This is a genomic window from Rhodococcus sp. NPDC057135 (assembly GCF_042670865.1).
Taxonomy (GTDB): Bacteria; Actinomycetota; Actinomycetes; order Mycobacteriales; family Mycobacteriaceae; genus Rhodococcus_F.
On record NZ_JBHUUU010000011.1, the window covers coordinates 156,843 to 175,605 of the forward strand.

At 61.4% G+C, this 18,763-nt stretch carries 21 protein-coding genes and 1 tRNA gene; 13 read left to right on the forward strand and 9 right to left on the reverse strand.

The window, feature by feature from the left end:
* Window positions 1–47: 47 nt before the first annotated feature.
* Genes ACFT1A_RS21330 through ACFT1A_RS21345 form a run of 4 tightly spaced genes read left to right on the forward strand, consistent with a single transcriptional unit; the run spans window position 48 to window position 3,050 of the window.
* Complete coding sequence (locus tag ACFT1A_RS21330; protein ID WP_378448643.1) at window positions 48–752, forward strand: glycosyltransferase; 705 nt, start codon at window positions 48–50, stop codon at window positions 750–752.
* A complete protein-coding gene (locus ACFT1A_RS21335) occupies window positions 749–1,687 on the forward strand; it encodes an acyl-CoA dehydrogenase (RefSeq protein ID WP_378448644.1) in 939 nt (312 codons plus the stop codon). Before ACFT1A_RS21330 ends, ACFT1A_RS21335 begins: the two co-directional genes overlap by 4 nt.
* A complete protein-coding gene (locus ACFT1A_RS21340; RefSeq protein WP_378448645.1) occupies window positions 1,681–2,439 on the forward strand; it encodes a PIG-L deacetylase family protein in 759 nt (252 codons plus the stop codon). The genes ACFT1A_RS21335 and ACFT1A_RS21340 overlap by 7 nt, the downstream gene beginning before the upstream one ends.
* Window positions 2,436–3,050, forward strand: a complete 615-nt coding sequence (locus ACFT1A_RS21345; RefSeq protein ID WP_317828239.1) for a class I SAM-dependent methyltransferase — start codon at window positions 2,436–2,438, stop codon at window positions 3,048–3,050. Before ACFT1A_RS21340 ends, ACFT1A_RS21345 begins: the two co-directional genes overlap by 4 nt.
* Here ACFT1A_RS21345 and ACFT1A_RS21350 read toward each other — a convergent pair.
* The 4 genes from ACFT1A_RS21350 to ACFT1A_RS21365 form a co-directional block, all read right to left on the reverse strand.
* Entirely contained in the window at window positions 3,047–3,931 is an 885-nt protein-coding gene (locus tag ACFT1A_RS21350; protein ID WP_378448646.1) for a DMT family transporter, read from the reverse strand. The genes ACFT1A_RS21345 and ACFT1A_RS21350 overlap by 4 nt on opposite strands.
* A 74-nt stretch (window positions 3,932–4,005) precedes the next feature.
* The gene (tatA, locus tag ACFT1A_RS21355; RefSeq protein ID WP_019747480.1) at window positions 4,006–4,182 is read right to left on the reverse strand and encodes a Sec-independent protein translocase subunit TatA; all 177 of its coding nucleotides are present in this window, start codon (window positions 4,180–4,182) and stop codon (window positions 4,006–4,008) included.
* Window positions 4,182–4,853, reverse strand: coding sequence for a Rid family hydrolase (locus ACFT1A_RS21360; protein WP_378448647.1), 672 nt, complete (start codon window positions 4,851–4,853; stop codon window positions 4,182–4,184). Before ACFT1A_RS21360 ends, tatA begins: the two co-directional genes overlap by 1 nt.
* 39 nt (window positions 4,854–4,892) lie before the next feature.
* Window positions 4,893–6,473, reverse strand: coding sequence for a flavin monoamine oxidase family protein (locus ACFT1A_RS21365; protein ID WP_378448712.1), 1,581 nt, complete (start codon window positions 6,471–6,473; stop codon window positions 4,893–4,895).
* Window positions 6,474–6,711: 238 nt separating this feature from the next.
* Here ACFT1A_RS21365 and ACFT1A_RS21370 point away from each other — a divergent pair, with 238 nt between their 5' ends.
* The gene (locus ACFT1A_RS21370) at window positions 6,712–8,223 is read left to right on the forward strand and encodes an APC family permease (RefSeq protein WP_378448648.1); all 1,512 of its coding nucleotides are present in this window, start codon (window positions 6,712–6,714) and stop codon (window positions 8,221–8,223) included.
* The gene (locus ACFT1A_RS21375) at window positions 8,223–8,975 is read left to right on the forward strand and encodes an IclR family transcriptional regulator (protein ID WP_378448649.1); all 753 of its coding nucleotides are present in this window, start codon (window positions 8,223–8,225) and stop codon (window positions 8,973–8,975) included. The genes ACFT1A_RS21370 and ACFT1A_RS21375 overlap by 1 nt, the downstream gene beginning before the upstream one ends.
* A 2-nt stretch (window positions 8,976–8,977) precedes the next feature.
* On the opposite strand, the gene ACFT1A_RS21380 is transcribed toward ACFT1A_RS21375, so the two are convergent.
* The 4 genes from ACFT1A_RS21380 to dcd all read right to left on the reverse strand — a co-directional run bounded on the left by ACFT1A_RS21380 (window position 8,978) and on the right by dcd (window position 11,709).
* On the reverse strand, window positions 8,978–10,501 hold the full coding sequence (locus ACFT1A_RS21380; protein ID WP_378448650.1) for a hypothetical protein: 1,524 nt from the start codon (window positions 10,499–10,501) through the stop codon (window positions 8,978–8,980).
* Between the two features lie 30 nt (window positions 10,502–10,531).
* Window positions 10,532–10,738: a hypothetical protein gene (locus ACFT1A_RS21385; protein ID WP_007726530.1), complete on the reverse strand. Its 207-nt coding sequence runs from the start codon at window positions 10,736–10,738 to the stop codon at window positions 10,532–10,534.
* 91 nt (window positions 10,739–10,829) lie between these two features.
* Window positions 10,830–11,114, reverse strand: coding sequence for a hypothetical protein (locus ACFT1A_RS21390; protein WP_378448651.1), 285 nt, complete (start codon window positions 11,112–11,114; stop codon window positions 10,830–10,832).
* A 25-nt stretch (window positions 11,115–11,139) separates the two neighbouring features.
* Complete coding sequence (dcd, locus tag ACFT1A_RS21395; RefSeq protein WP_019747488.1) at window positions 11,140–11,709, reverse strand: dCTP deaminase; 570 nt, start codon at window positions 11,707–11,709, stop codon at window positions 11,140–11,142.
* A gap of 304 nt (window positions 11,710–12,013) precedes the next feature.
* Between dcd and ACFT1A_RS21400 the strand changes: the two genes are divergently transcribed.
* The 3 genes from ACFT1A_RS21400 (at window position 12,014) to ACFT1A_RS21410 (ending at window position 14,635) form a co-directional block, all read left to right on the forward strand.
* Window positions 12,014–12,087 (forward strand) — tRNA-Gly (locus tag ACFT1A_RS21400).
* 264 nt (window positions 12,088–12,351) lie between these two features.
* Window positions 12,352–12,621 (forward strand): hypothetical protein, encoded by a 270-nt coding sequence (locus ACFT1A_RS21405; RefSeq protein ID WP_378448652.1) that lies wholly within the window; start codon window positions 12,352–12,354, stop codon window positions 12,619–12,621.
* Between the two features lie 1,588 nt (window positions 12,622–14,209).
* Complete coding sequence (locus ACFT1A_RS21410; RefSeq protein WP_378448653.1) at window positions 14,210–14,635, forward strand: hypothetical protein; 426 nt, start codon at window positions 14,210–14,212, stop codon at window positions 14,633–14,635.
* Between the two features lie 292 nt (window positions 14,636–14,927).
* Here the strand turns inward: ACFT1A_RS21410 and lpqV are convergent, their stop codons facing one another.
* Window positions 14,928–15,236 carry a lipoprotein LpqV gene (gene lpqV, locus ACFT1A_RS21415; RefSeq protein ID WP_378448654.1) on the reverse strand — a complete coding sequence of 103 codons (309 nt, stop codon included), beginning with the start codon at window positions 15,234–15,236 and terminating at the stop codon, window positions 14,928–14,930.
* Window positions 15,237–16,287: 1,051 nt separating this feature from the next.
* Between lpqV and ACFT1A_RS21420 the strand changes: the two genes are divergently transcribed.
* The 4 genes from ACFT1A_RS21420 to ACFT1A_RS21435 all read left to right on the forward strand — a co-directional run bounded on the left by ACFT1A_RS21420 (window position 16,288) and on the right by ACFT1A_RS21435 (window position 18,670).
* Window positions 16,288–16,464: a hypothetical protein gene (locus tag ACFT1A_RS21420; RefSeq protein WP_378448655.1), complete on the forward strand. Its 177-nt coding sequence runs from the start codon at window positions 16,288–16,290 to the stop codon at window positions 16,462–16,464.
* Between the two features lie 174 nt (window positions 16,465–16,638).
* Window positions 16,639–16,998 (forward strand): GntR family transcriptional regulator, encoded by a 360-nt coding sequence (locus tag ACFT1A_RS21425; protein WP_378448656.1) that lies wholly within the window; start codon window positions 16,639–16,641, stop codon window positions 16,996–16,998.
* Entirely contained in the window at window positions 16,998–17,933 is a 936-nt protein-coding gene (locus tag ACFT1A_RS21430; RefSeq protein ID WP_378448657.1) for an ABC transporter ATP-binding protein, read from the forward strand. The genes ACFT1A_RS21425 and ACFT1A_RS21430 overlap by 1 nt, the downstream gene beginning before the upstream one ends.
* Window positions 17,930–18,670, forward strand: a complete 741-nt coding sequence (locus ACFT1A_RS21435; protein ID WP_378448658.1) for an ABC transporter permease — start codon at window positions 17,930–17,932, stop codon at window positions 18,668–18,670. The genes ACFT1A_RS21430 and ACFT1A_RS21435 overlap by 4 nt, the downstream gene beginning before the upstream one ends.
* The last annotated feature ends 93 nt before the right edge of the window (window positions 18,671–18,763 follow it).

Sequence of the window (18,763 nt, forward strand, 5' to 3'; positions counted from 1 at the left end):
GACGAAAGAAAACCCGACCGTACCAGGGTGAGGAAAGGATCGTCACTGTGCCAATCGACCAGGTTCTTGTCGTAGTTCCCGCCCACAACGAAGCCGAAGACCTTCCCAATTGCCTTCGTGCACTCGCAACAGCGGCGTCGGCTTGCGTTGTCCCCGTCCGAGTTGTCGCCGTCCTCGACAACTGTTCGGACGGAACCGCGGGGGTCATCCCCGAAGGCGTGGATGTGCTCCGCGTCGAGCACCAGAACGTCGGGCGCTCACGAGCGACGGGCTTCTCCGAGTTCGGCCGAGATTTGGGTCCCTCGGCGTGGTTCACCACCACCGATGCCGATTCGGTGGTCGGACCCACCTGGATTGCGCGCCAATTGGAATATGCGCGTACCGCGGACGTGGTTGCGGGAACCGTTCGCATCGCAGATTGGGAGGGCCAACCGCAGTCCGTCCGCGAACGATACGAACGTATGTACCACGCACATCCATATGGTCGACACGGTCACATCCACGGCGCCAACCTCGGTGTCCGCGCCGACATGTATTGGAGCGTCGGAGGATTCTCCGATCTAGAGGAGGACGAGGACGTCGATCTCGTTCGACGATTGAGCGAGGCGGGCGCGTGTATCGCGTGGGCAGAAGACCTTGCGGTCACCACGTCTGCGCGTCTCGACGGCCGAACTCCGGGCGGCTTTGCCGGACATATCCGTAACCTGGGTGGTACGACCGCCGATAACGAAGAAGCGGAGCTGGCACGATGAAACGACTACACACACTCCTGGATGCAGGCGGACTGTATTTGCCACTGCCCGGCGGCGGCGCGACGGCCGCACGGTGGACCTCTCTCGCAGAGCTCACACGGGAGAACGTGGTTCTCGGCCGGATGGCTGAGGCTCACACCGACGCCGTCGCGATACTCACCGAACTCGACGGCCCCGATCCCGAACCGGGACAGCTGTGGGGCGTGTGGGCAGCCGAGCCACCCGCACCCGTGGTGAATGCGTCTGAGCACGTGGGAATCTGGACACTCACCGGTCGCAAATTGTGGTGTTCTGGCGCCAACACCTGTACGCATGCACTGATCACCGCCTTGGTCGAGGGAGTCCCCTCTCTCTTCGCGGTTGAACTCGGACTACCTGGAGTGCATCCGGTTCCCGATTCGTGGAAGGCCGTCGGTATGGCCGAAAGCGACTCCAGCGCAGTCGACTTCGACATGGTTCCGGCCATACCGGTTGGGACGGCAGGCGACTACCTCAGCCGGCCGGGGTTCTGGCACGGGGCGATAGGCGTGGCCGCATGCTGGTACGGCGGTGCCTGCGGAGTCGCAGATCCGTTGTACGACAAGGCTGCAAGCACCGAAGATCCGTACGTCCTCGCACATCTCGGCGCAGTCGACGCAGCGTTGGCCGCAGCACGCAACGCGCTCGCAGTCGCGGCAGCAGAGATCGACGCGGATCCCGCCGACAAGAATGCAGAAGCCATGCAACGGGCCCTACGCGTTCGTGCAATCGTGGAGCGTGCCGCGACGGAGACCCTCGATCGGGTGGGACGCGCTCTCGGAGCCGCACCGCTCTGCATGGACGCCGAACATGCCGCGCGGGTAGCCGACCTCACCGTCTACTTGCGTCAGAGCCACGCCGAGAAGGATCTCGCCGAACTCGGCCGGATTGCGGCCAAGGGGAAACGGCCGTGGTGAATTCGAAACTGTTCGCGCAGAAGCCTGTCGACGACGGCGGCACCCCCGAATCGACGTGGCGGCAGTGGGGACGCAGTTTTCCGGAACTGGACCTCACCGGGTGCTCGCGATTGATCGTCGTCGCTCCCCATCCCGACGACGAAGTACTCGGGGTTGGTGGAACCGCCCTTCTGGCAGCACTTTCCGGAATCGAGGTTCGAGTGGTCTCCGTCACTGACGGCGGAGCTTCACATCCCGATTCACCGACTGTGACTCGGCCCGAGATGGAACGACTTCGACGGTCCGAGTCGGATCAGGCAGCGCGTGTACTCGGAATTCCCGCGCCGGTTCGACTGAGCATCCCGGACGGGAGGATCGGCGAGAACCGGCAGGAGTTGACCGACCGCCTCAGCTCGATTCTCGGTGATTCCTCGGCGGAAACCTGGTGCGCCTCGACGTGGCGCGGGGACGGCCATCCGGACCATGAAGCCGCCGGGGACGCAGCTGCGAAGGCCTGCGAGGACACGGGATCACGGTTGATCGAGTACCCCATCTGGGCGTGGCATTGGGCCGCGCCGGATCATGCGGCAGTCCCGTGGGAACGAGCCAGAAGAGTGACCCTGCCGTCTGATGTTCAGGCTGCAAAATCTGCTGCTGCCCAAGAGTTCACATCACAGATCGCACCACTCTCCGATCACCCTGCGGATGCGCCCATACTCCCCCGACACGTGATGGAACGCTTACTGCGACCGTACGAAACGGTGTTCGTATGACCGATCGTGAACTTCCCGCGGACTACTTCGCCAAGATGTATGCCGCACAATCCGATCCATGGGACTTCGAATCGCGTTGGTACGAGCAGCGAAAATACGCGCTCAGTATCGCGATGCTCCCGAAGCCCCGATACCGTCGCGCGTTCGAACCTGGGTGCTCGATCGGAGTTCTCACCGAGAAGCTGGCCGAGCGCTGCGACAGCGTTCTCGCCACCGACATCGTCCCGGCCGCACTCGAGAGTGCTCGCGCGCGGCTTGCCGGTCGCGACGCCGAATTCCGCCTCTGGGCATTGGGTGACGACTGGCCCGGCGAGACCTTCGACCTCGTCGTCATCAGCGAGGTCGGCTATTACCTGACCTTCGACAAACTCGTCGACGCCATGCTGCAGGTCGTCGAGCATCTCGAGCCTGGCGGCACTCTGCTGTGCGCCCACTGGCGTCACGTCGTACCGGAGTATCCGCAGAACGGTGACGCCGTTCATTCGGCTGTGCGCCAGACGCCGGGGTTGGCACAGTTCGCGTCGTACCAGGACGAGGACGTGCTGATCGACGTCTTCGTGAAGGGTCCGCCGTCACCACCGTCGGTGGCTCGTTCCGAAGGTCTGATCTAGCCGACCGGCGTGCGAGGGGCGGCGATCGCGTCGTCGTTCGCGGCCCCTCTCGCCAGGGCAACGGTCGCCGCAGCCATGGCCGCGAGCGCGAGGACGAGCACGGCGGCGACCTTTCGATCCGCATCGAGATATTCACCGAGCACCACGAATCCGAGCAGCGACGCCACGACCGGTTCCATGATCGTGGTGGCAGGCAGCGAAGCCTGAAGGTCCCCGGCCTGAAAAGCCGACTGCTGCAACGACGTCGCGACGGCGGCAACGACGATCAGTGCGTAGAACTCGAAAGACGTCAGGACCGCGTGCGGTCCGAGGCTCACCAGATGAACGACGCCCTTGGTCAATACCGCTGCTACGCCGAAGAGTGTTCCGCCGGCGAGGCCGAGTAGGAGCGCTCGGGCGGAGCCTGTTCGACGATGTGCCCCGAACAGGCAGAGCGCGATGAACGGCAATCCGATCGCGGAGATCACGATCCAGTGGTGTGTTTCGGCTCGGGGCTCACCCGGCCGCGGATCTCCCACAATCACCAATACTGCAACAGATGTGGTGAGTGCCGCGGCCCACAACCACTCGCGAGCGCTGATACGGCGTCCACTGAACCGGGCGCCCAACGGCAGTGCGAACAGCAGTGAGAGCACGAGGAGCGGCTGAACGAGGAGCAACGATCCGAGGCCGAGGGCCGACGCTTGCAGCGCATACCCCGCGAATCCGACCACGGTGCCGAGCCACCAGACCGGGCGGTGGACGAGCGTGGTGATGGGTCCGAGTGCCCCGATCGAATCGTCCGGAACAACAGCGGCCGTACGCTGGCGCACCACGGTGCCAACGGCGATGCAGAGCGCCGCACCGATGGCGAAGATCGCGGCAAGCAGAGTGTGGGACACGCTTTCACTTTTGCACAGCACCCCCACCTGTGCGCGGTTGAGGAGTGTGGGGACTCCTCAACCGCGCACAGGGGTCAGTCTCGCTTCTCCAGCGCGAGGTCCGTATCCGAGTGCAGTTCACCGACTTCGGTCTTGAGGATCCGCATCGACCGACCGAGTCCGCGGGCGGCGTCTGGCAGCTTCTTCGAACCGAACAGCACCACGAGTACTACTGCGACGATCGCCCAGTGGGTCGGGCTGAGCGCGCCCATCAGGCGGGTTCCTTGCCCTCGGGGTACACCGCGTCGACCTCTACCTCGACGAGCCAACCGGCCACCGGCAGTCCCGCAACTTCCAGGGCGAAGCGGGTCGGCCGGGCGCTGTTGCGCTCGATCGGGGCGATCGGTTCGGCAGTGCCCATCGGCACCAACTCCGTGTCGCCCGTGTCGAGATTGGTATTGGCGAAGAACTGGCGGTACGCGCGATTCCATCCGGTGTAGTCGGCCTTGTCCGACCCCGGTGCGTTGTCGAGGAAGACGCGCATCGTGACGACGTCCTCGAGACTCAACCCCTGCGCTTCGAGATTGTCGCGGATCTTCTTGAGGACGTTGATGCCCTGAGCCTCGGTGACGGTCACCCCGGTGGGCAGAACTCCGCCGGAGAACTGGCCGTCGATGTACGACTCGGGGGATCCTTCCGGCGCCGCCTTGTTGCCTGCCGAGGGGCCGATGCCACTGGTCTTGTAGATCGCGGTGTCGCCGCCGATTGCGACCCCCTGAGCGATCATCGGGTTGGCCTGCCCCGCTTCGATGACCGACTTGGAGACGAACGAACTCGATGTGGTCTCGGCGTCCGCTTCATCGGATGAACAGGCTGTGGCGGTGCCCAGCAGCGCGGCGGCGGCAAATGCGGCTGCAAGGATCTTGGTGCTGCGAGATTTCATGATCTGACCTCCAGAGAAAGGGATGGAAAACGAAGCACGTCAGGCGGTTTGCGCAACACGCTGATGAAGATGAGTGACGACGTCCTGCGCGGACGTGAAGGCCCCGTGCTGCCAAGCGATGGCGTTGGAGAGGTGATCGCCGGCGAAGTAGATCCGGTCGACGGGATCGAGCAGCTTGGTGTATTCGGGAGTTGCCATGCCGCCGTGGGAATCTCCCGCGCCGGCCCACGATGCCCAGGCGGATTCCGAATACTTGGTGCGCCGCCAGCTTCCGGAGAAGGACGACGAGATGTCGCGAGTGTATTTGTCGCCGTGAATCTCTGCGCCTTCGGCGATGGCCTTGGCCAGGCGCTGACGATGGGTCAGCGATTCGAACGCCTGTTGACGCTTACCCGAGCTGTAGTACGCGACGACGACGCCGCGGTCGGAGTTGTAGTGGTCGTAGGGGAACATGATCTGAGAGATGTCGCGGTCGGTATTGGAGGCGCCGCCGTAGATGCGGTCCTCGGTCTCCCACCACCGACGCGAGTACTCGATACCGAGCTTGCCCGACGACGACGGCTTGGCGGCATCCAGCGCGAGCAGGATATCGGAGGGCAGGTTGTTGTTCAGCCGCTTGATCAAGTGCGGTGGGATCGTGCAGATCGCGTAGTCGGCGGTGATCGACTTGGCTTTACCGTCGACGACGTAATCGACGGTGACGCCTTCCGGGACATTTTTTATCCCGCTGACCTCGGCGCCGAACTCGATGTTGTCCATGCCGATCGCGTCCTGGAACTTGTAGTAGATCCGGTCCATGCCGCCCACGGGGGTCATCATCGTCATGGCCTGGTCGTAACCGAACTCGAAGGAGAATGCGCGCCCGATGCCGCCCTGGATCACATCGCTCATCCCGAAGGGTTCGATCTCGGTTCCGAAGTTGAGGCCGGCCCCCGGTTCTGCAGAGTGCCCGCGACGCGAGGAACCGACGTAGCGGCCGTCGCTGGAGAGATCACCGAAGTCGGTGAGGAACGACGAGAGCGCCTCCTTGTCTTCCTTGCTCAGAACCTGGTCGAGGGCCCCCTGATTGGTGGCCTTCTGCAGTAGCTCGGACATGTATCCGTATGTGTCGGCTTTGGCTGCTCGGTAGGTGATCGACTGATTCGCGAGCGGCTTGTTGCCGGAGTAGTTGACGAAGGTGTTCGCGTTCTGGTTTCCGAACATCTGCAGTTCGACGCCCAGTTCGCGGCAGTAGTCGATGGTGTTGTGATTCTGCGGAATACGCGTCGCACCGAGGTTGTAGAAGTGCCCTTCCGAGAACGTACAGGTCTGTGTCTCGCCGTTCAGGTCGGTTTCTTCGGTGCCGTTGCGGATCGACCACACCCGACCACCCGGGCGGTTGCGCGCTTCGAGGACGGTGACCTTGTATCCGGCCTTCTGCAGTTCGTAGGCGGAGCACAGCCCGGCGGGTCCGCCGCCGAGGATCACGACGGAGTGATTTCCCTTGACCTTTCCGATCAGGTCACCCGCGGCGGGTGCCTGGAATCGTCTCGGCGTCGACGCCACTGCCGGCGCCAGGCCGATGGACGACATAGCACCGAGTGCCAGGCCCGCGCCGCCGGTGATTCCCAGGCTGCGCATGAAAGATCTACGTGTGTATGGCATTCGAGCTCCCCAGTGTGCTCCCGGTGACCCGGGTGGTTGGTGTTGAACACAGACTTCAGGAGCGTTGGGTCCGGAACTTGACGCGCAGGAAACAGTCGGTGGGGACCGAGTGAGAAACGTGCGAGCGTTCGCATCTTGCTCTCTCACCCGAGTGCGATCAGCGGAAGCATGTCCGCAATATCGGCGTTACAGAACCGGACTAGCGTGACGCGACATGTCCGCTCTCACCGAAGCCATCGCGCGGTCGTTCACCACGCGCGAGAAGCAGCCCCCGGCGCGATCGCCGCTGCGCGCGTTGGGCCGTCGGCAACTCTCCGGTGCCGAGGTGCTGGCCCAGTCGGTAGCGACCACTGCTCCCGCTGTGTCGATGGTCGTTCTGCCCGTCACCATGCTGACGCACGGCCGGTTGTTGAGCGGGATGATCACCATCATCGCTGCCACCGTGCTGGTGACGCTCATAGCTTTCTGTGTATCGCAGTTCACCCGCCGAATGGCGGCGTCGGGCGGACTGCACAGCTTCGTATTTCGTGGCCTCGGTACCCGGGCAGCATTGACCACCGGCATCGCCATGCTGGTCAAATACGTCGGCAGCGCGGTCATGACGCTCTATCACGGCGGGCAGGCGGCAATCGCGTTGCTCGGCTTCGCGGGTGTGCACGTGGACAAGACTTTTCACGTCATCGCGCTCTATCTGGGGATAGCCTTGCTGATTCTCGGCGCCCTCGTGCGAAGTGTCAGATTCGCCGCGCTCGCGATCCTCGTCGTCGAAAGCTGTTCCCTTCTGTTCATCGTCGGGCTCATGATCCTGGGCGGTTCCGGAAGTCAACAAGCGCAGATCGTTCCGCCCACCTCCGGCCACGGACTACTGCTCACCGCTCTGGCTGCCGTGTTTGCTCTCGCCGGATTCGAGAGCGCGGCCTTCTTCGGCCCCGAGGCCCGTCGGCCGCTGGTAACCGTCACCCGCACAGTCCTTCTCACTCCGATCATCTGTGGATCGCTCTTCATCTTTGCCGGCTGGGCCGCTTGGTCCGGGCGCAGTGACACCCTCGTCAACGCCTATCTCCACGGAACGGCGACGGGCGTGAGTCCCGGTGTCGTGATCGCTCTCAACGTCGGTCTGGGTTGCTCGTGGCTGGCGTCGTCGATGGCGTCGTCCAATGCTGCGTCACGCCTGGTCTATTCGTTCGGCGTCGAGCGCTTACTCCCCCGTCGGTTCGCCTCGGTTCACAGTGCCTTCCGCACGCCCTACTTCGCATTGACTGCCGTGGTCTTCACCGTCTTGCTGGGCGGCGGAACCTTTGCCGTACTCGGGCGAGGAGAAATCTTCGACGACGTTCGACTGACTGTTCGCGGCGCCGTCATCGTGGCCTATGCACTGGTGGCGATCGCTTCCGTTGTCTTCCTGACACGGATCGGTGAGCACACTCCCGGCGTTCTCGCGGCCGCGTCGTGTGGAAGTGGCGCCGGCGCGGTAGTTCTCGGATACCTGGTTTACGCCAACACGATCGACCACGCGTACGTTGCACCGATCGCCGTACTGATCATCTTGACCTCGGGCACGCTCTGGCAGTTCTACCTGCGACGCCGAAGCCCCAAAAGCCTGCTGCACGTCGGAGCCTTCGACAGTCCCGAAACCGAGGACGTGCTACCAGGAGCTGGGGTGTTCGCCACCGACGCAGCCGGAAACATCGTGCTGGTGGGCGAGCCGACTGCCGGCGTCCGCTGATGGTGGGTCGACCACGCGACCTCGGTGGGCACGAACCCCGAGCCGTTCAGCGCGCCCTCGCCCTGCTCGAAGCGGCGGCCCGGCTCGGATCGGGTGCCACCGCCAAAGACATTGCCGCCCTGGCCGACATTCCACCTGCCACTGCTTACCGGTTACTCAACATTCTTGTCGCCGACGGCTACCTGGTTCGGATCGCCGATCTCTCCGGATTCGCCCTAGGCCGACGCACCCGCGAATTAGCCGGAGCTGCTGCCGAACCCACACCTGTCGACAATTCGGTGCTCCTCGAAGAACTCCGCGAACAGTTGCGTTTCGGCGTCTATCTCGCGTCGTTTGCAGAAAACAGGATTCGGCTCGTCGATCGCGATCCCGACCACGAACTCAGCGGTGAACGGACACTGGTCACCGCCGTTCACGCGTCGGCTATCGGAAAGCTGCTCCTCGCCAACCGTCCCGAGTTGGCCGAGACCCCACTGCGAAAGGTCACCGCCCACACCATCACCGACGGCGACGCTTTGGAACTCGAGCTCTCGCGGATCCGGCGCGGTGAGCCCGCCCGTGAGGTGGACGAGATTCGTGTCGGACGCTCCGCCGTCGCCGTCCCGATCCACGACGCGGAAAGGTGTGTCGTCGGCGCCTTGGCTGCGATAGGTCCGACCGGCAGACTTTCCGTGGACGACGCAGAACTTGTGGCGCTCTTGCGGGAGTACGCGGAACGCATCGTTGCACCGACGATGTCGAAGGCAAGCTGAATTCAGAGGCCGAACACACGTTTGGCGAAGCCGAGATGCTCGTCCGCCCACCCGATGACGCCGAGTGTGGAATCGAGATTCTGCGGCGGAGTGCGCACCAAGGTGTCGCGTCGGACGAGACGGTCGAAATCGACCTGTGCACGGTCGAACTGGACTCCGGCCGCGACCATGATGTTCGCCAGTTCTTGCGCCATAACCCCGTACGCGACTGTCGTGGGATGAACGCCGTCGAGCGAGAAGAGTCCGCCCGAAGCGCGGCCACCGTGACCGTCGGCGGAGAGGAACAGCGAGTCCGGCACAGGTTGCAGGTCGGTCAGCGCTTTGGGGAGGGGGTACGGCGTCCACCATGACGGCCGCGCATTGACGTCGGTGACGTAGCGCCGTGAGGCCACGCGCTCGAGCAACCCGGCAATATCGCAGAGGTACCAGTCCTTCCCTACCCGACGTGCGTTGGCGACGGCCTGCTCGATTCCGTCGTTGTACATGTCGATTGCGGTGTCGACGGCCCATGCCTGCGCGCCGGTGATGTGTTGATCGCGTTGTGGGTCGAAGTCGGTATCGCGCACCCACGGTCTCGCGTAATACGGGAAATAGCGGGATCCGATTTCGATCTTCCCACCGAGCCCGTGGGCGATCGGTGCGATGGTCACGTGTGGGACGGTGCAGAGGATGACGTGCTGCGCGTTGATCTTCCGGATCGCGGCGAGCACCTCGGCATACTCCGACGCGAAGTGCTCGGGCTGCCACACCGTGTAGTCACGCTTGCCGTCCGGATCGCGGAAGTTGTTGCCGCTCCACTCGACTCGGAGTTCGGTGACGGTGCGGAGCGCGTTGTTGGCACCGAGGAAGACGATCAGAGTTTCGATGCCTTCCTTGCCCAACTCCGCTGCTGCGTCGAACGCGGTCATGCGCTTCTCGGCGTCGGAGCCTCGCGGCAGAACTCGCAGTGCGGCGCGCTCACCGTTGTTCTCGACGATCTGGCTGATCAAATCGTCGTGCGGTTGGTGAAGAGCATCCTCACAGCCCTGCGCCGTCTTGGTCAGAGCGTCACGAAGATCCCACCCGTACACCGAGAGGTTGTGGTTGATTGCCGAGAACGTCGGCGCTTCGCTGCCCGGTCCGCGTTCCCAGTAGTCCTCCACGTGGTCCATGAACGCACGTGCAGCGAAGAGTGCGAGAGGAACCTCCCAGAGGTCGAGCCGTGGGCCGAAGCGCTCCTCGAGGGTGCGGAGCAACAGTTCGATGTTGAGCGGAAGCCCGCCCGGGCCGCCGTAACGGGGAAAGCGGAACTGGTCGAGCCGGCCCAGCTGGTGAGCAATGATCGCCGGATACGACAGATCGGTATTGAAGATCGCCCCGCTCTGGAATCCCTGCGACAGCGAATCGCCGATGACCACCAACCGGTGGGGAGCATCTCCCCCAGGTGGAACTACCGGAATCCCCACTGTGGGATCGAACTGCGGGACCCTTGGTCCGCCGGCGGCCGCGGCCACGACGTCGTCGGGAGTATCGGATGGAAGTTCCATGCCCACTCACCTCCGGAAATGTCCAGCTGGTCAGCTGATCAGTGGTGGCTTACGCCGATCGGCATTGTCCTGCTCCGATTGCTTCTCGATCGACCTGACAACCTCGTCGGCCCACTGTTGATTTCGCCCGTCGAATTCTGCGCGGTCCCGACGCGCGATACCCCGCCCCACCAGGATGGCAATCGGAATGGAACACACGACCCATACGAGTAGTACGCCTCCGACAATCCACCACATAACCAGTAATTGTGCCCGATTCGACGACTGTTGTGCTCCAGGTCGAAACATCTGTCCGAATCGTGGCGGTCAATCCAGGTGAGCGCGCAGGTCAGAAACGATCTGCGTCGACGGTTTCACGGACTTTGCGAACCTGATTCCAACCACGAGCGGCGATGCCGAAGGCAACAAGCGACATCAGATCCGAGACCGTCAGACCGTGTTCTCTGTTCAACGACCACAAGACCTGACCTTCCAGCGGTCCATTGAAGAACAGCCACGCCACCCCTGCACAGGCGGTCGCAACAACACTGACTTTCGACGGCTTCATCAAACACACGGTGCTGGTCACGAACAACAAGTTCATGAAAACCAGACCGTAGAAAATTCCGATCATGCGACTCCCCCCGAAGTTCGTTCGTTCAGCTGCGGTTGAAGTTCAGGTACGCCTTCGACGGTGTCGGGCCGCGCTGGCCCTGGTACTTGGATCCGGCCTCGGAGCTTCCGTACGGGAACTCTGCAGCGCTCGAGAGCTTGAGCAGGCAGAGCTGTCCGATCTTCATTCCCGGCCAGAGCGTGATCGGCAGGTTTGCGACATTGGACAGCTCCAGTGTGATGTGGCCGCTGAAACCCGGGTCGATGAAACCGGCGGTCGAGTGCGTCAACAGGCCGAGGCGCCCGAGGCTCGACTTACCTTCGAGACGGCCGGCGAGGTCGTTCGGCAGTGAGCACACTTCGAGAGTCGAACCGAGAACGAACTCGCCGGGATGAAGCACAAACGGCTCGCCCTCTGCCGGTTCGACCAGGCTGGTCAACTCGTCCTGGCGAAGTGCCGGGTCGATGTGCGTGTACCGCGTGTTGTTGAAAACCCGAAACAGACCGTCCAGGCGCACGTCGACGCTCGACGGTTGCACCATGGAGTCGTCGAAAGGGTCGATACCCAGACGTCCAACGGAGATTTCGGCACGGATGTCACGATCGGAGAGCAGCACAGGTAGAGGTTACCGGTTCTGCGGGCAGTGCCGGCCCATCGCCGGGGCGATCACATTGCGGTGACGAAGCGCGATGGGTGAGTACGGGACTCCCCCGCCGTGCTCCTGCCCCAGATACCTCGAGCTATCTATACCGAAAGGCTTTCCCTCGCAGAACTTGTGGACAAGCCATCCACCAAACGCGCCGACTTCGACACACGCCATCTGATCAATGACAGCCGGGGACACGCTGCGTGACAGCTCGTCTGATAATGTTCGGAACGCACGTTGGTCGGCGGTGAAAGCACGCCCGGTCGGCTGCGACGCCGATGTAGTTCAATGGTAGAACATCAGCTTCCCAAGCTGAATACGCGGGTTCGATTCCCGTCATCGGCTCCACAGATTCTCCGCAGTTCAGAGCCCTTTTTGGGGCAGTCGGACTTCGCTTGTTTGGGTTCCAAATCCGGTGACAGGTACACGGCAGGTACACAACCTCCTCCATTCAGTGATCAGTCGATGTGAATCCAGTTCAAATGGGGAGTGCCAGAGGACCGCGCCTCGGAATTCTGCAGTTCATTGATGCCGTCCGACAGGTCGTGACCCCGGCCTAAATCGGTGTCCATTGCTGTGCTGGCGCCGCAGCATCAGGGTCCGATACGAGTGATGACACAGGGCCCTCAGCAGGTGTTCGTCACCAATTGCCCCTCGATTGAACACACCGATCTCGACGTGATATTCGCGTGGTGGACCCGAAATTCGCAGTACAACATAGGCATACGGCCCAACCCCGGCGATGTGGTGCTCGAAATCGACGTCCGGAAAGGTGGCACGGTCGACTCTCTCGGAGTTCTGCCCCGCACCTGGGCCGCGGCCACAGCCGGCGGCTATCCACTCAGTGCAGCGAAAAATTGGCGGCCGATCAACTCGAATTAGTGCGCCGCGCCCTCGAGTCGACCCCGGAGCAGGATGCGTTCTTGCCGGTGCGGCGGCCACACTTAGGATTCGAGTAGGAACTGCCGCGATCAGCTTGAGATCTGTTATGTTCACCCGCCGGCGAGGTCGCGCGTCGCCTGCTCCCTGTTAATCGACATCTACAGTCGTACCGACCTAAACAATGGGATTGTCGAGCACTCTGAGGACCATCGTCAGGCGCACAGGTGAGGTCTCCCGAAACCGATGCACCCAGCATCGGCCCTTGGCGGTGCAGTTGGCTCCGAAAACTGCAGCGAGATCTTGTCTATTGCCCCGGAGTTCGCCAGCAGTGATCGCCTGCTCGACGGTCAGCATGGGGTTGGAAACTGTCTCCGCTCGGGTTCCGCGCAGCTCATCTGAATATTGCAAGAAACGATCTGCCGTAGCGCACCCGGACGCCGAGGACCACAACTCACGCAAGAATGCAGGTCTTCTCACAATGACAACTGTGAAAAGACCCAAGTCTGTCAAAAATCACCTTGAAAAAGCATCAAGTACGTATTCTTCCTCAGTACCGGACAGCCCTAACCGTAAGTCTCCGGTCTGCACCTTGAAAACCCTCACCGACCTAAATCTTGTGCCTGCTCGGATCATCCGTGGATCGACTCATACACTCCGGATCCGGGAGAGCCGGATAAGGCTCGAATAAATACCCCAGTTTCGAGGACTGTCACATTAGCGTCGTTCTACCTTCCCGAAGATATTTGAAAACCAGCAGGTTGGCCCCAATTCGATAGAAGGCTGTAAGTGTCCAGAGTCAAAACCTTATTCCTCGCAAGCATCGCAGCGCCTTCCCTGGTTATGACGTCCGGAGCTACGGCTTCTCACGCAACTCCCAAACACCTCATTCACATATGACTCCTACGATTTCACCGAGGCAGTGGGGTGCAACTTTGGCGGAGGTGCTTCTGGTGGACCTTGGTTGGTGGACTACAACTCCTCGAATGGCCTCGGATATATCAGGACAGTCACCTCATTCAGTCCAGGCTCGCCCGCTTACATTGCAGGTCCCAATTTCGATAGCAGGACCTCTGCCCTGTATGCAGTAGCGAATGCTGCCGGGCTCTAGACGGAGAGAGGAGGTGAATTTGAAATGAAGGACATCCTCTTTGCTGTCGTCAACGTGATCGTGGCGATGGCGAACGGTTCCACGATCCCCTTCTCATTAGAAGGCGCAGGGCCACTAACCGCCCCCGACTTGTAGAGAAGATCGGCCGACCGCATGTGGATGACAGTTTCAGCTCTGCCTGTTACCTGCATATCAGCAGATGCGTGGATCGTGCGGTGGCCACAAACACAAGCTCCCCTTCCCTGCAAGGAAGGGGAGCTTGAATGTCCACAACCCCTGTCAGTCAACCGTTCCGTAGCAGCTAGATAGATAGCTATTTCGGGTACCTGCATGAACCTCGATGCAGGTGGGTGCTCAAGAGTTCAAATCCCCTACCTCCTCGCAGGGAAGCCCCTGACCAGTTCTGGTCGGCGACTTTCCTTTGCCGAGATCCGCTTCTATTTGCCAAGATCCGTCATCGAGTGGCGATACTGTCGACGAATGCCTACCTCGACACATGGTCGAATCATCGCAGCAGGTACTGGCCTGGTGCTGAGTGTGCTTTTCGACGCACCCGCGCAAAAGTGGATGCCTCGCAGCCGAACGCCTGCTTACGCCGTCGGCCTCATGATCGCGGCAGCTGTTTATCCAGTGGCTCGACAGGGACGGAAGGTCGACGCCTCAATTCGAACTCGCGAATGGAGTGCAGCGGCCGCAACAGGCGCTGTCTTAGTCGGCGGACTTGTTCTACCCCCGAGTGCCGCTCGGCGACTGGTTGCAACAGGATGGGCTCTCCACCCGATTTTCGACCTACTTCACGAGTGCGGTTCGGACTCACGCCTGCCGGATTGGTACCCCGCAATGTGCGCGGGATACGACCTCGGAGTCGCTGGACTTCTTGCTGCCGAACCACGCAATTTCATCTGACAGACTCACGAACCCGAAGGCGAGGCAATTCATCTGGTTTCACTTCGCTCGTGCAATCAGAGTTAGGCCTTCGGCGTTGGCGACTCACGGACTGGGTGGGTCTGCACAGCCGACTTTACCGAAGGTCTAGATAACGTGCCGGGTAGTTCAGGCGACCCGCCGCCTCGATCGAATTCACACGCGAAAGATACTGAAGCAGAGACAGATACACCGAGCCGCCCTCAACTTAAAGAGTCGCTTAGCGACACCGGACCCCTCTAGAGAGCTCAGATCAACCAGAAGCGAATTGCAATCAGCATTCCCCGTTTGCTGCAGCATGGAGACCTTCGATGACCAACGCCTGCTGTTGCGGAGTTTGCTCTGTCCAACGTCCGTCGGGCAACGTGATCGCAAGAATGTGGTTCCAGCCGGTGTCTTGAAGACCAGCCAGCGCACCGTCGACCGATCCAAAGGCCATCAGCGCCGTTTTCACGTCGTCACACGCGGCAGCAAGTTCCCCCGGGGACGGGTTGATCGGAACGTGCACCGCTGTCGTAATGCCGTCCAACGTGACGTCGTAGAGATCGGGATTCCCTTGTTCCTCTACAATTTTCGAACGCACAACATCCGACGAAGTGGGCGAGGGACTCGACACTGACCTGACCACGCCAGCGTCACCTTCCAGTGGATTGTTCTCCGGTTCACTACCCCGGCATGCCGACAAAACGAGAAGTGCCGGAATCGCGACCACGCTCATCGTCCGTTTCACACTCAGATCAAACCAGAATCAGTTTCCGAGTTTCTCCCTCCCAACACTCGACACAGTGCCGAATAGGATCAGCAACCGAATGTCGCAGCGACGCCGGTTTGATCACGCGAGTGCGCACCGTGAGCAGAATTCACACAGAGGTGGACTAACGTGCATCTGCTCAATCAGCATTATCAGCTCCGATTGATCGAATCCGTCTGCCCGCGAGTGCCATTGCCATGTTGAGGCAGCTACCGATCTCGGACGCGGGCGGGGGCTGTCTCTTGATGTTGACCACGATGGACCTGTACCTAGTTGGCACTGACCAATTTAGGTCGTCGAACAGGTAGCCGGTGGAAGCGCTTCGCTCTTCGGCGTGATCATGAGCGGCCGCTATGTGGTGAGGATCGGTCGGTCTCCTCTTGAAATGTAGTCGGCAAATCGTTCAATTCCTGCTTGTGAGAAGCTTCCTCGGCCTGCGCGTTTAAGTGCGGCTTCGACGAATGGGAGCGGTTTCCTGCGGTATGTGCGGTAGATGCTGTCGAGTACTGGTTGCAGTGCCCGGCGTGCGAGGTCTGCTGTTTCCGGGTCTGAACCCCCGAATTTCACTGTCACATTCGGCATAGATACCCCTGCTGGTCGAGTGTCCGATTCCCTGGCCGGAAGCGTACGTATCGGGATTGCGAATCAGTACAGAAACACCAAAACAGGGCGCTAAGTCCCTACTTGCGGTGGATACGACTCCGTCTTTGGGTTGACGAAAAACAGCCCGACCGCGGCGTGCGGTCCGGCTTCTGTTCTACGACTGCGGGTTACGACCGGAAGCCGAGGCTTCTGTTTTCGCAGGCTTCACGTTGGGTGGCGAACTGCCGATGCTGACTGGTGTTTGCGTCAACGCATAGCGAACTCCCCATCTACAACGTCCATGCAGAATGTCCCCCGCTACATAGTTGCCGCCTTCGACGAGGTGGCCGAGTTCATTGAGGCGATATCTACCGGCCACCCGAAGGTGCCCCGTCCCGTGGTCGACCACTACTGGCGTTCCACGGTTCCGCAGAAGTTCATGCCTGTGCGCAGCGCCCCGGGGATCTGGAAGTTGTAACTGGTCTGAATCCAAGCTGTTCCATCAGCCACTGCGATGAATGTCCCGATGGGTAGCACTCGGAGACCCAAGTCATCGATGCCAGTTTCCGCGATCTCATTGCCAACATGCCCCATGACGTTCTATGGTTCATTACATGAGTAATGAACCAGTGAACACCGAGCGCCGATCATCGTGATCGACGACGGACGACCACTGTTCCAACAGATCGCCGAACAGATCGAGAGTTCGATCATCGACGGCTCACTACCCGAAGACGGGCAGGTGCCGTCGACCAACGAACTGGCGGCGTTCCACCGGATCAATCCGGCCACTGCAGCCAAGGGCCTCAATCAACTCGTGGGCGAGGGAATTCTCTACAAGAAACGCGGAATCGGAATGTTTGTCACTGTCGGCGCCCGTAATGCACTCAGGTTCAGACGCCGAGAAGCGTTCGCACGCCAGTACATCGAGCCGCTGGTCGCGGAGGCCGACCGCCTCCAGATTTCCCTCGAAGAACTCAAATCCATGCTGGACGACAGGAAGGCGGACTGATGAACGCAAGCACGACAACGACCGAGCCCCACGTCAGGCGTTTCGACGAAACTGAACTCGTCGCCTCGATGCGCTCCGTGGACAGAAAGTACGGGGACGTCGACGCGCTCGCGGACGTCTCGTTCGAGATCAGCCGCAACAAGATCTACGGCCTGCTCGGTCGCAACGGCGCAGGCAAGACGACGATCATGCAGATACTGACCGGGCAGGACCTGCACACCAGCGGCGACGTCGAAGTTTTCGGGGCTGCCCCGTTCGAAAATGCCGACGTACTGGCGAACGTGTGCTTCGTCAAGGAAAGCCAGACGTACCCCGAAGACCTCAAGGTCAAGCACGTACTCGTCGCCGCCGGCCATCTACTCCCGAATTGGGACCACGCGTTCGCCGAGACACTGCTCGACGACTTCCAACTTCCCCTGTGCCGCAAGGTGAAGAAGCTTTCACGCGGCATGCGGTCGGCGTTGGGGGTGATCATCGGACTCGCCTCCCGCGCGCCCCTGACGCTTTTCGACGAGCCGTATCTCGGTCTCGATGCCGTTGCACGCCAACTGTTCTACGATCGTCTGCTTGCGGACTACGCCGAACATCCTCGCACTGTGGTGCTTTCGACTCACCTGATCGACGAGGTAGCCAATCTGCTCGAGCACGTGATCGTCGTCGACGGCGGCCGGATTGTCGTCGACGAGGACGCGGACACACTGCGAAGCCAAGCAGTAGTGGTAACCGGCCCCCTGGATGCGGTCGATGCTGTTGCCACGTCCGGCACCGTCCTGCACCGGGAGACGCTGGGCGCCCACAGCCGAATCACTTTGCAGGCCCATTTGACAGACACCGAGCGAAACCGACTGCGGGAGGCGGGTGTCGCAGTGGAACCGGCATCTTTACAGGAGCTAGTCATCGCGACCACGACTCAGCGCAAGGAGATCACCGTATGAGCATCGCAACGACATCGCCACGGACGGTCTCGAAGGCGCCCACGCGGTCCAGGATCGGTTCGGTCCTACAACTGCACACGGTCGCGTGGCCGTTGCTGATCGCCTGGCCGGTGGGCATCCTGTTGATCTCGTTCCTCATCAGCTTCACTATCTACGCGATCGTCCGGAACGATGAGGGTGAGGGATTCACCGGCAGTGTGTTCTCCGTTTACGGTTTCGTGTTGGCGTTCTACCTCCAATCGATGACCCAGACGTTCCCGTTCGCACTCGGACTGAGCGTGACTCGCCGCGAGTTCTTCACTGCCACCACGGTAATGGCCCTGGCACAGTCCGCAGTCTTCGCAATCGCGCTACAGTTGCTGTCCGTGGTGGAGTCCGCCACCAACGGCTGGGGTGTGCACATGCGAATGTTCGGCATCGCACGCTATTTCACCGACAACACGGCCGTACAGTTGCTCGCACTGTTCGCGACGCTGCTGCTGACCAGTTCGATCGCAATGCTGACAGGTGCTATCTACCAGCGGTGGAGGACCACCGGTCTACTCGCCTCCCTCACCGGGCTTTTCGGCTTGCTCGGCTTGTCAGCGATCCTGATCACGTGGGCTGGGTGGTGGCCCGCGATCGGTTCGTGGTTTGTCGATACTCCCCGAGTGGTCCCGATGGCACTACTCCCCTTGGCCCTTGCCATCGCGTGCATCGCCGGAGCCTGGGCGACGTTGCGTCGCGCAACGCCGTGACCGCGCAATCATGTGCGACGCCACATGTCGCGCCGTCTCGGAGTGCTCCCCGGGTCAAAACCGTCTAGACAGCTCGTCCCCCTCCCTGAGCCA

Bases quoted from the DNA above. Each gene is read 5' to 3' on its own strand.
- ACFT1A_RS21385 (WP_007726530.1), bottom strand. From the start codon at position 10,738: ATGTGGTGGATTGTCGGAGGCGTACTACTCGTATGGGTCGTGTGTTCC.
- ACFT1A_RS21380 (WP_378448650.1), bottom strand. From the start codon at position 10,501: ATGGAACTTCCATCCGATACTCCCGACGACGTCGTGGCCGCGGCCGCC.
- ACFT1A_RS21345 (WP_317828239.1), top strand. From the start codon at position 2,436: ATGACCGATCGTGAACTTCCCGCGGACTACTTCGCCAAGATGTATGCC.
- ACFT1A_RS21410 (WP_378448653.1), top strand. From the start codon at position 14,210: ATGCCTACCTCGACACATGGTCGAATCATCGCAGCAGGTACTGGCCTG.
- ACFT1A_RS21435 (WP_378448658.1), top strand. From the start codon at position 17,930: ATGAGCATCGCAACGACATCGCCACGGACGGTCTCGAAGGCGCCCACG.
- ACFT1A_RS21370 (WP_378448648.1), top strand. From the start codon at position 6,712: ATGTCCGCTCTCACCGAAGCCATCGCGCGGTCGTTCACCACGCGCGAG.
- ACFT1A_RS21420 (WP_378448655.1), top strand. From the start codon at position 16,288: ATGCAGAATGTCCCCCGCTACATAGTTGCCGCCTTCGACGAGGTGGCC.
- ACFT1A_RS21405 (WP_378448652.1), top strand. From the start codon at position 12,352: ATGACACAGGGCCCTCAGCAGGTGTTCGTCACCAATTGCCCCTCGATT.
- ACFT1A_RS21365 (WP_378448712.1), bottom strand. From the start codon at position 6,473: ATGCGCAGCCTGGGAATCACCGGCGGCGCGGGCCTGGCACTCGGTGCT.
- ACFT1A_RS21375 (WP_378448649.1), top strand. From the start codon at position 8,223: ATGGTGGGTCGACCACGCGACCTCGGTGGGCACGAACCCCGAGCCGTT.
- ACFT1A_RS21335 (WP_378448644.1), top strand. From the start codon at position 749: ATGAAACGACTACACACACTCCTGGATGCAGGCGGACTGTATTTGCCA.
- ACFT1A_RS21360 (WP_378448647.1), bottom strand. From the start codon at position 4,853: ATGAAATCTCGCAGCACCAAGATCCTTGCAGCCGCATTTGCCGCCGCC.
- ACFT1A_RS21390 (WP_378448651.1), bottom strand. From the start codon at position 11,114: ATGATCGGAATTTTCTACGGTCTGGTTTTCATGAACTTGTTGTTCGTG.
- tatA (WP_019747480.1), bottom strand. From the start codon at position 4,182: ATGGGCGCGCTCAGCCCGACCCACTGGGCGATCGTCGCAGTAGTACTC.
- ACFT1A_RS21430 (WP_378448657.1), top strand. From the start codon at position 16,998: ATGAACGCAAGCACGACAACGACCGAGCCCCACGTCAGGCGTTTCGAC.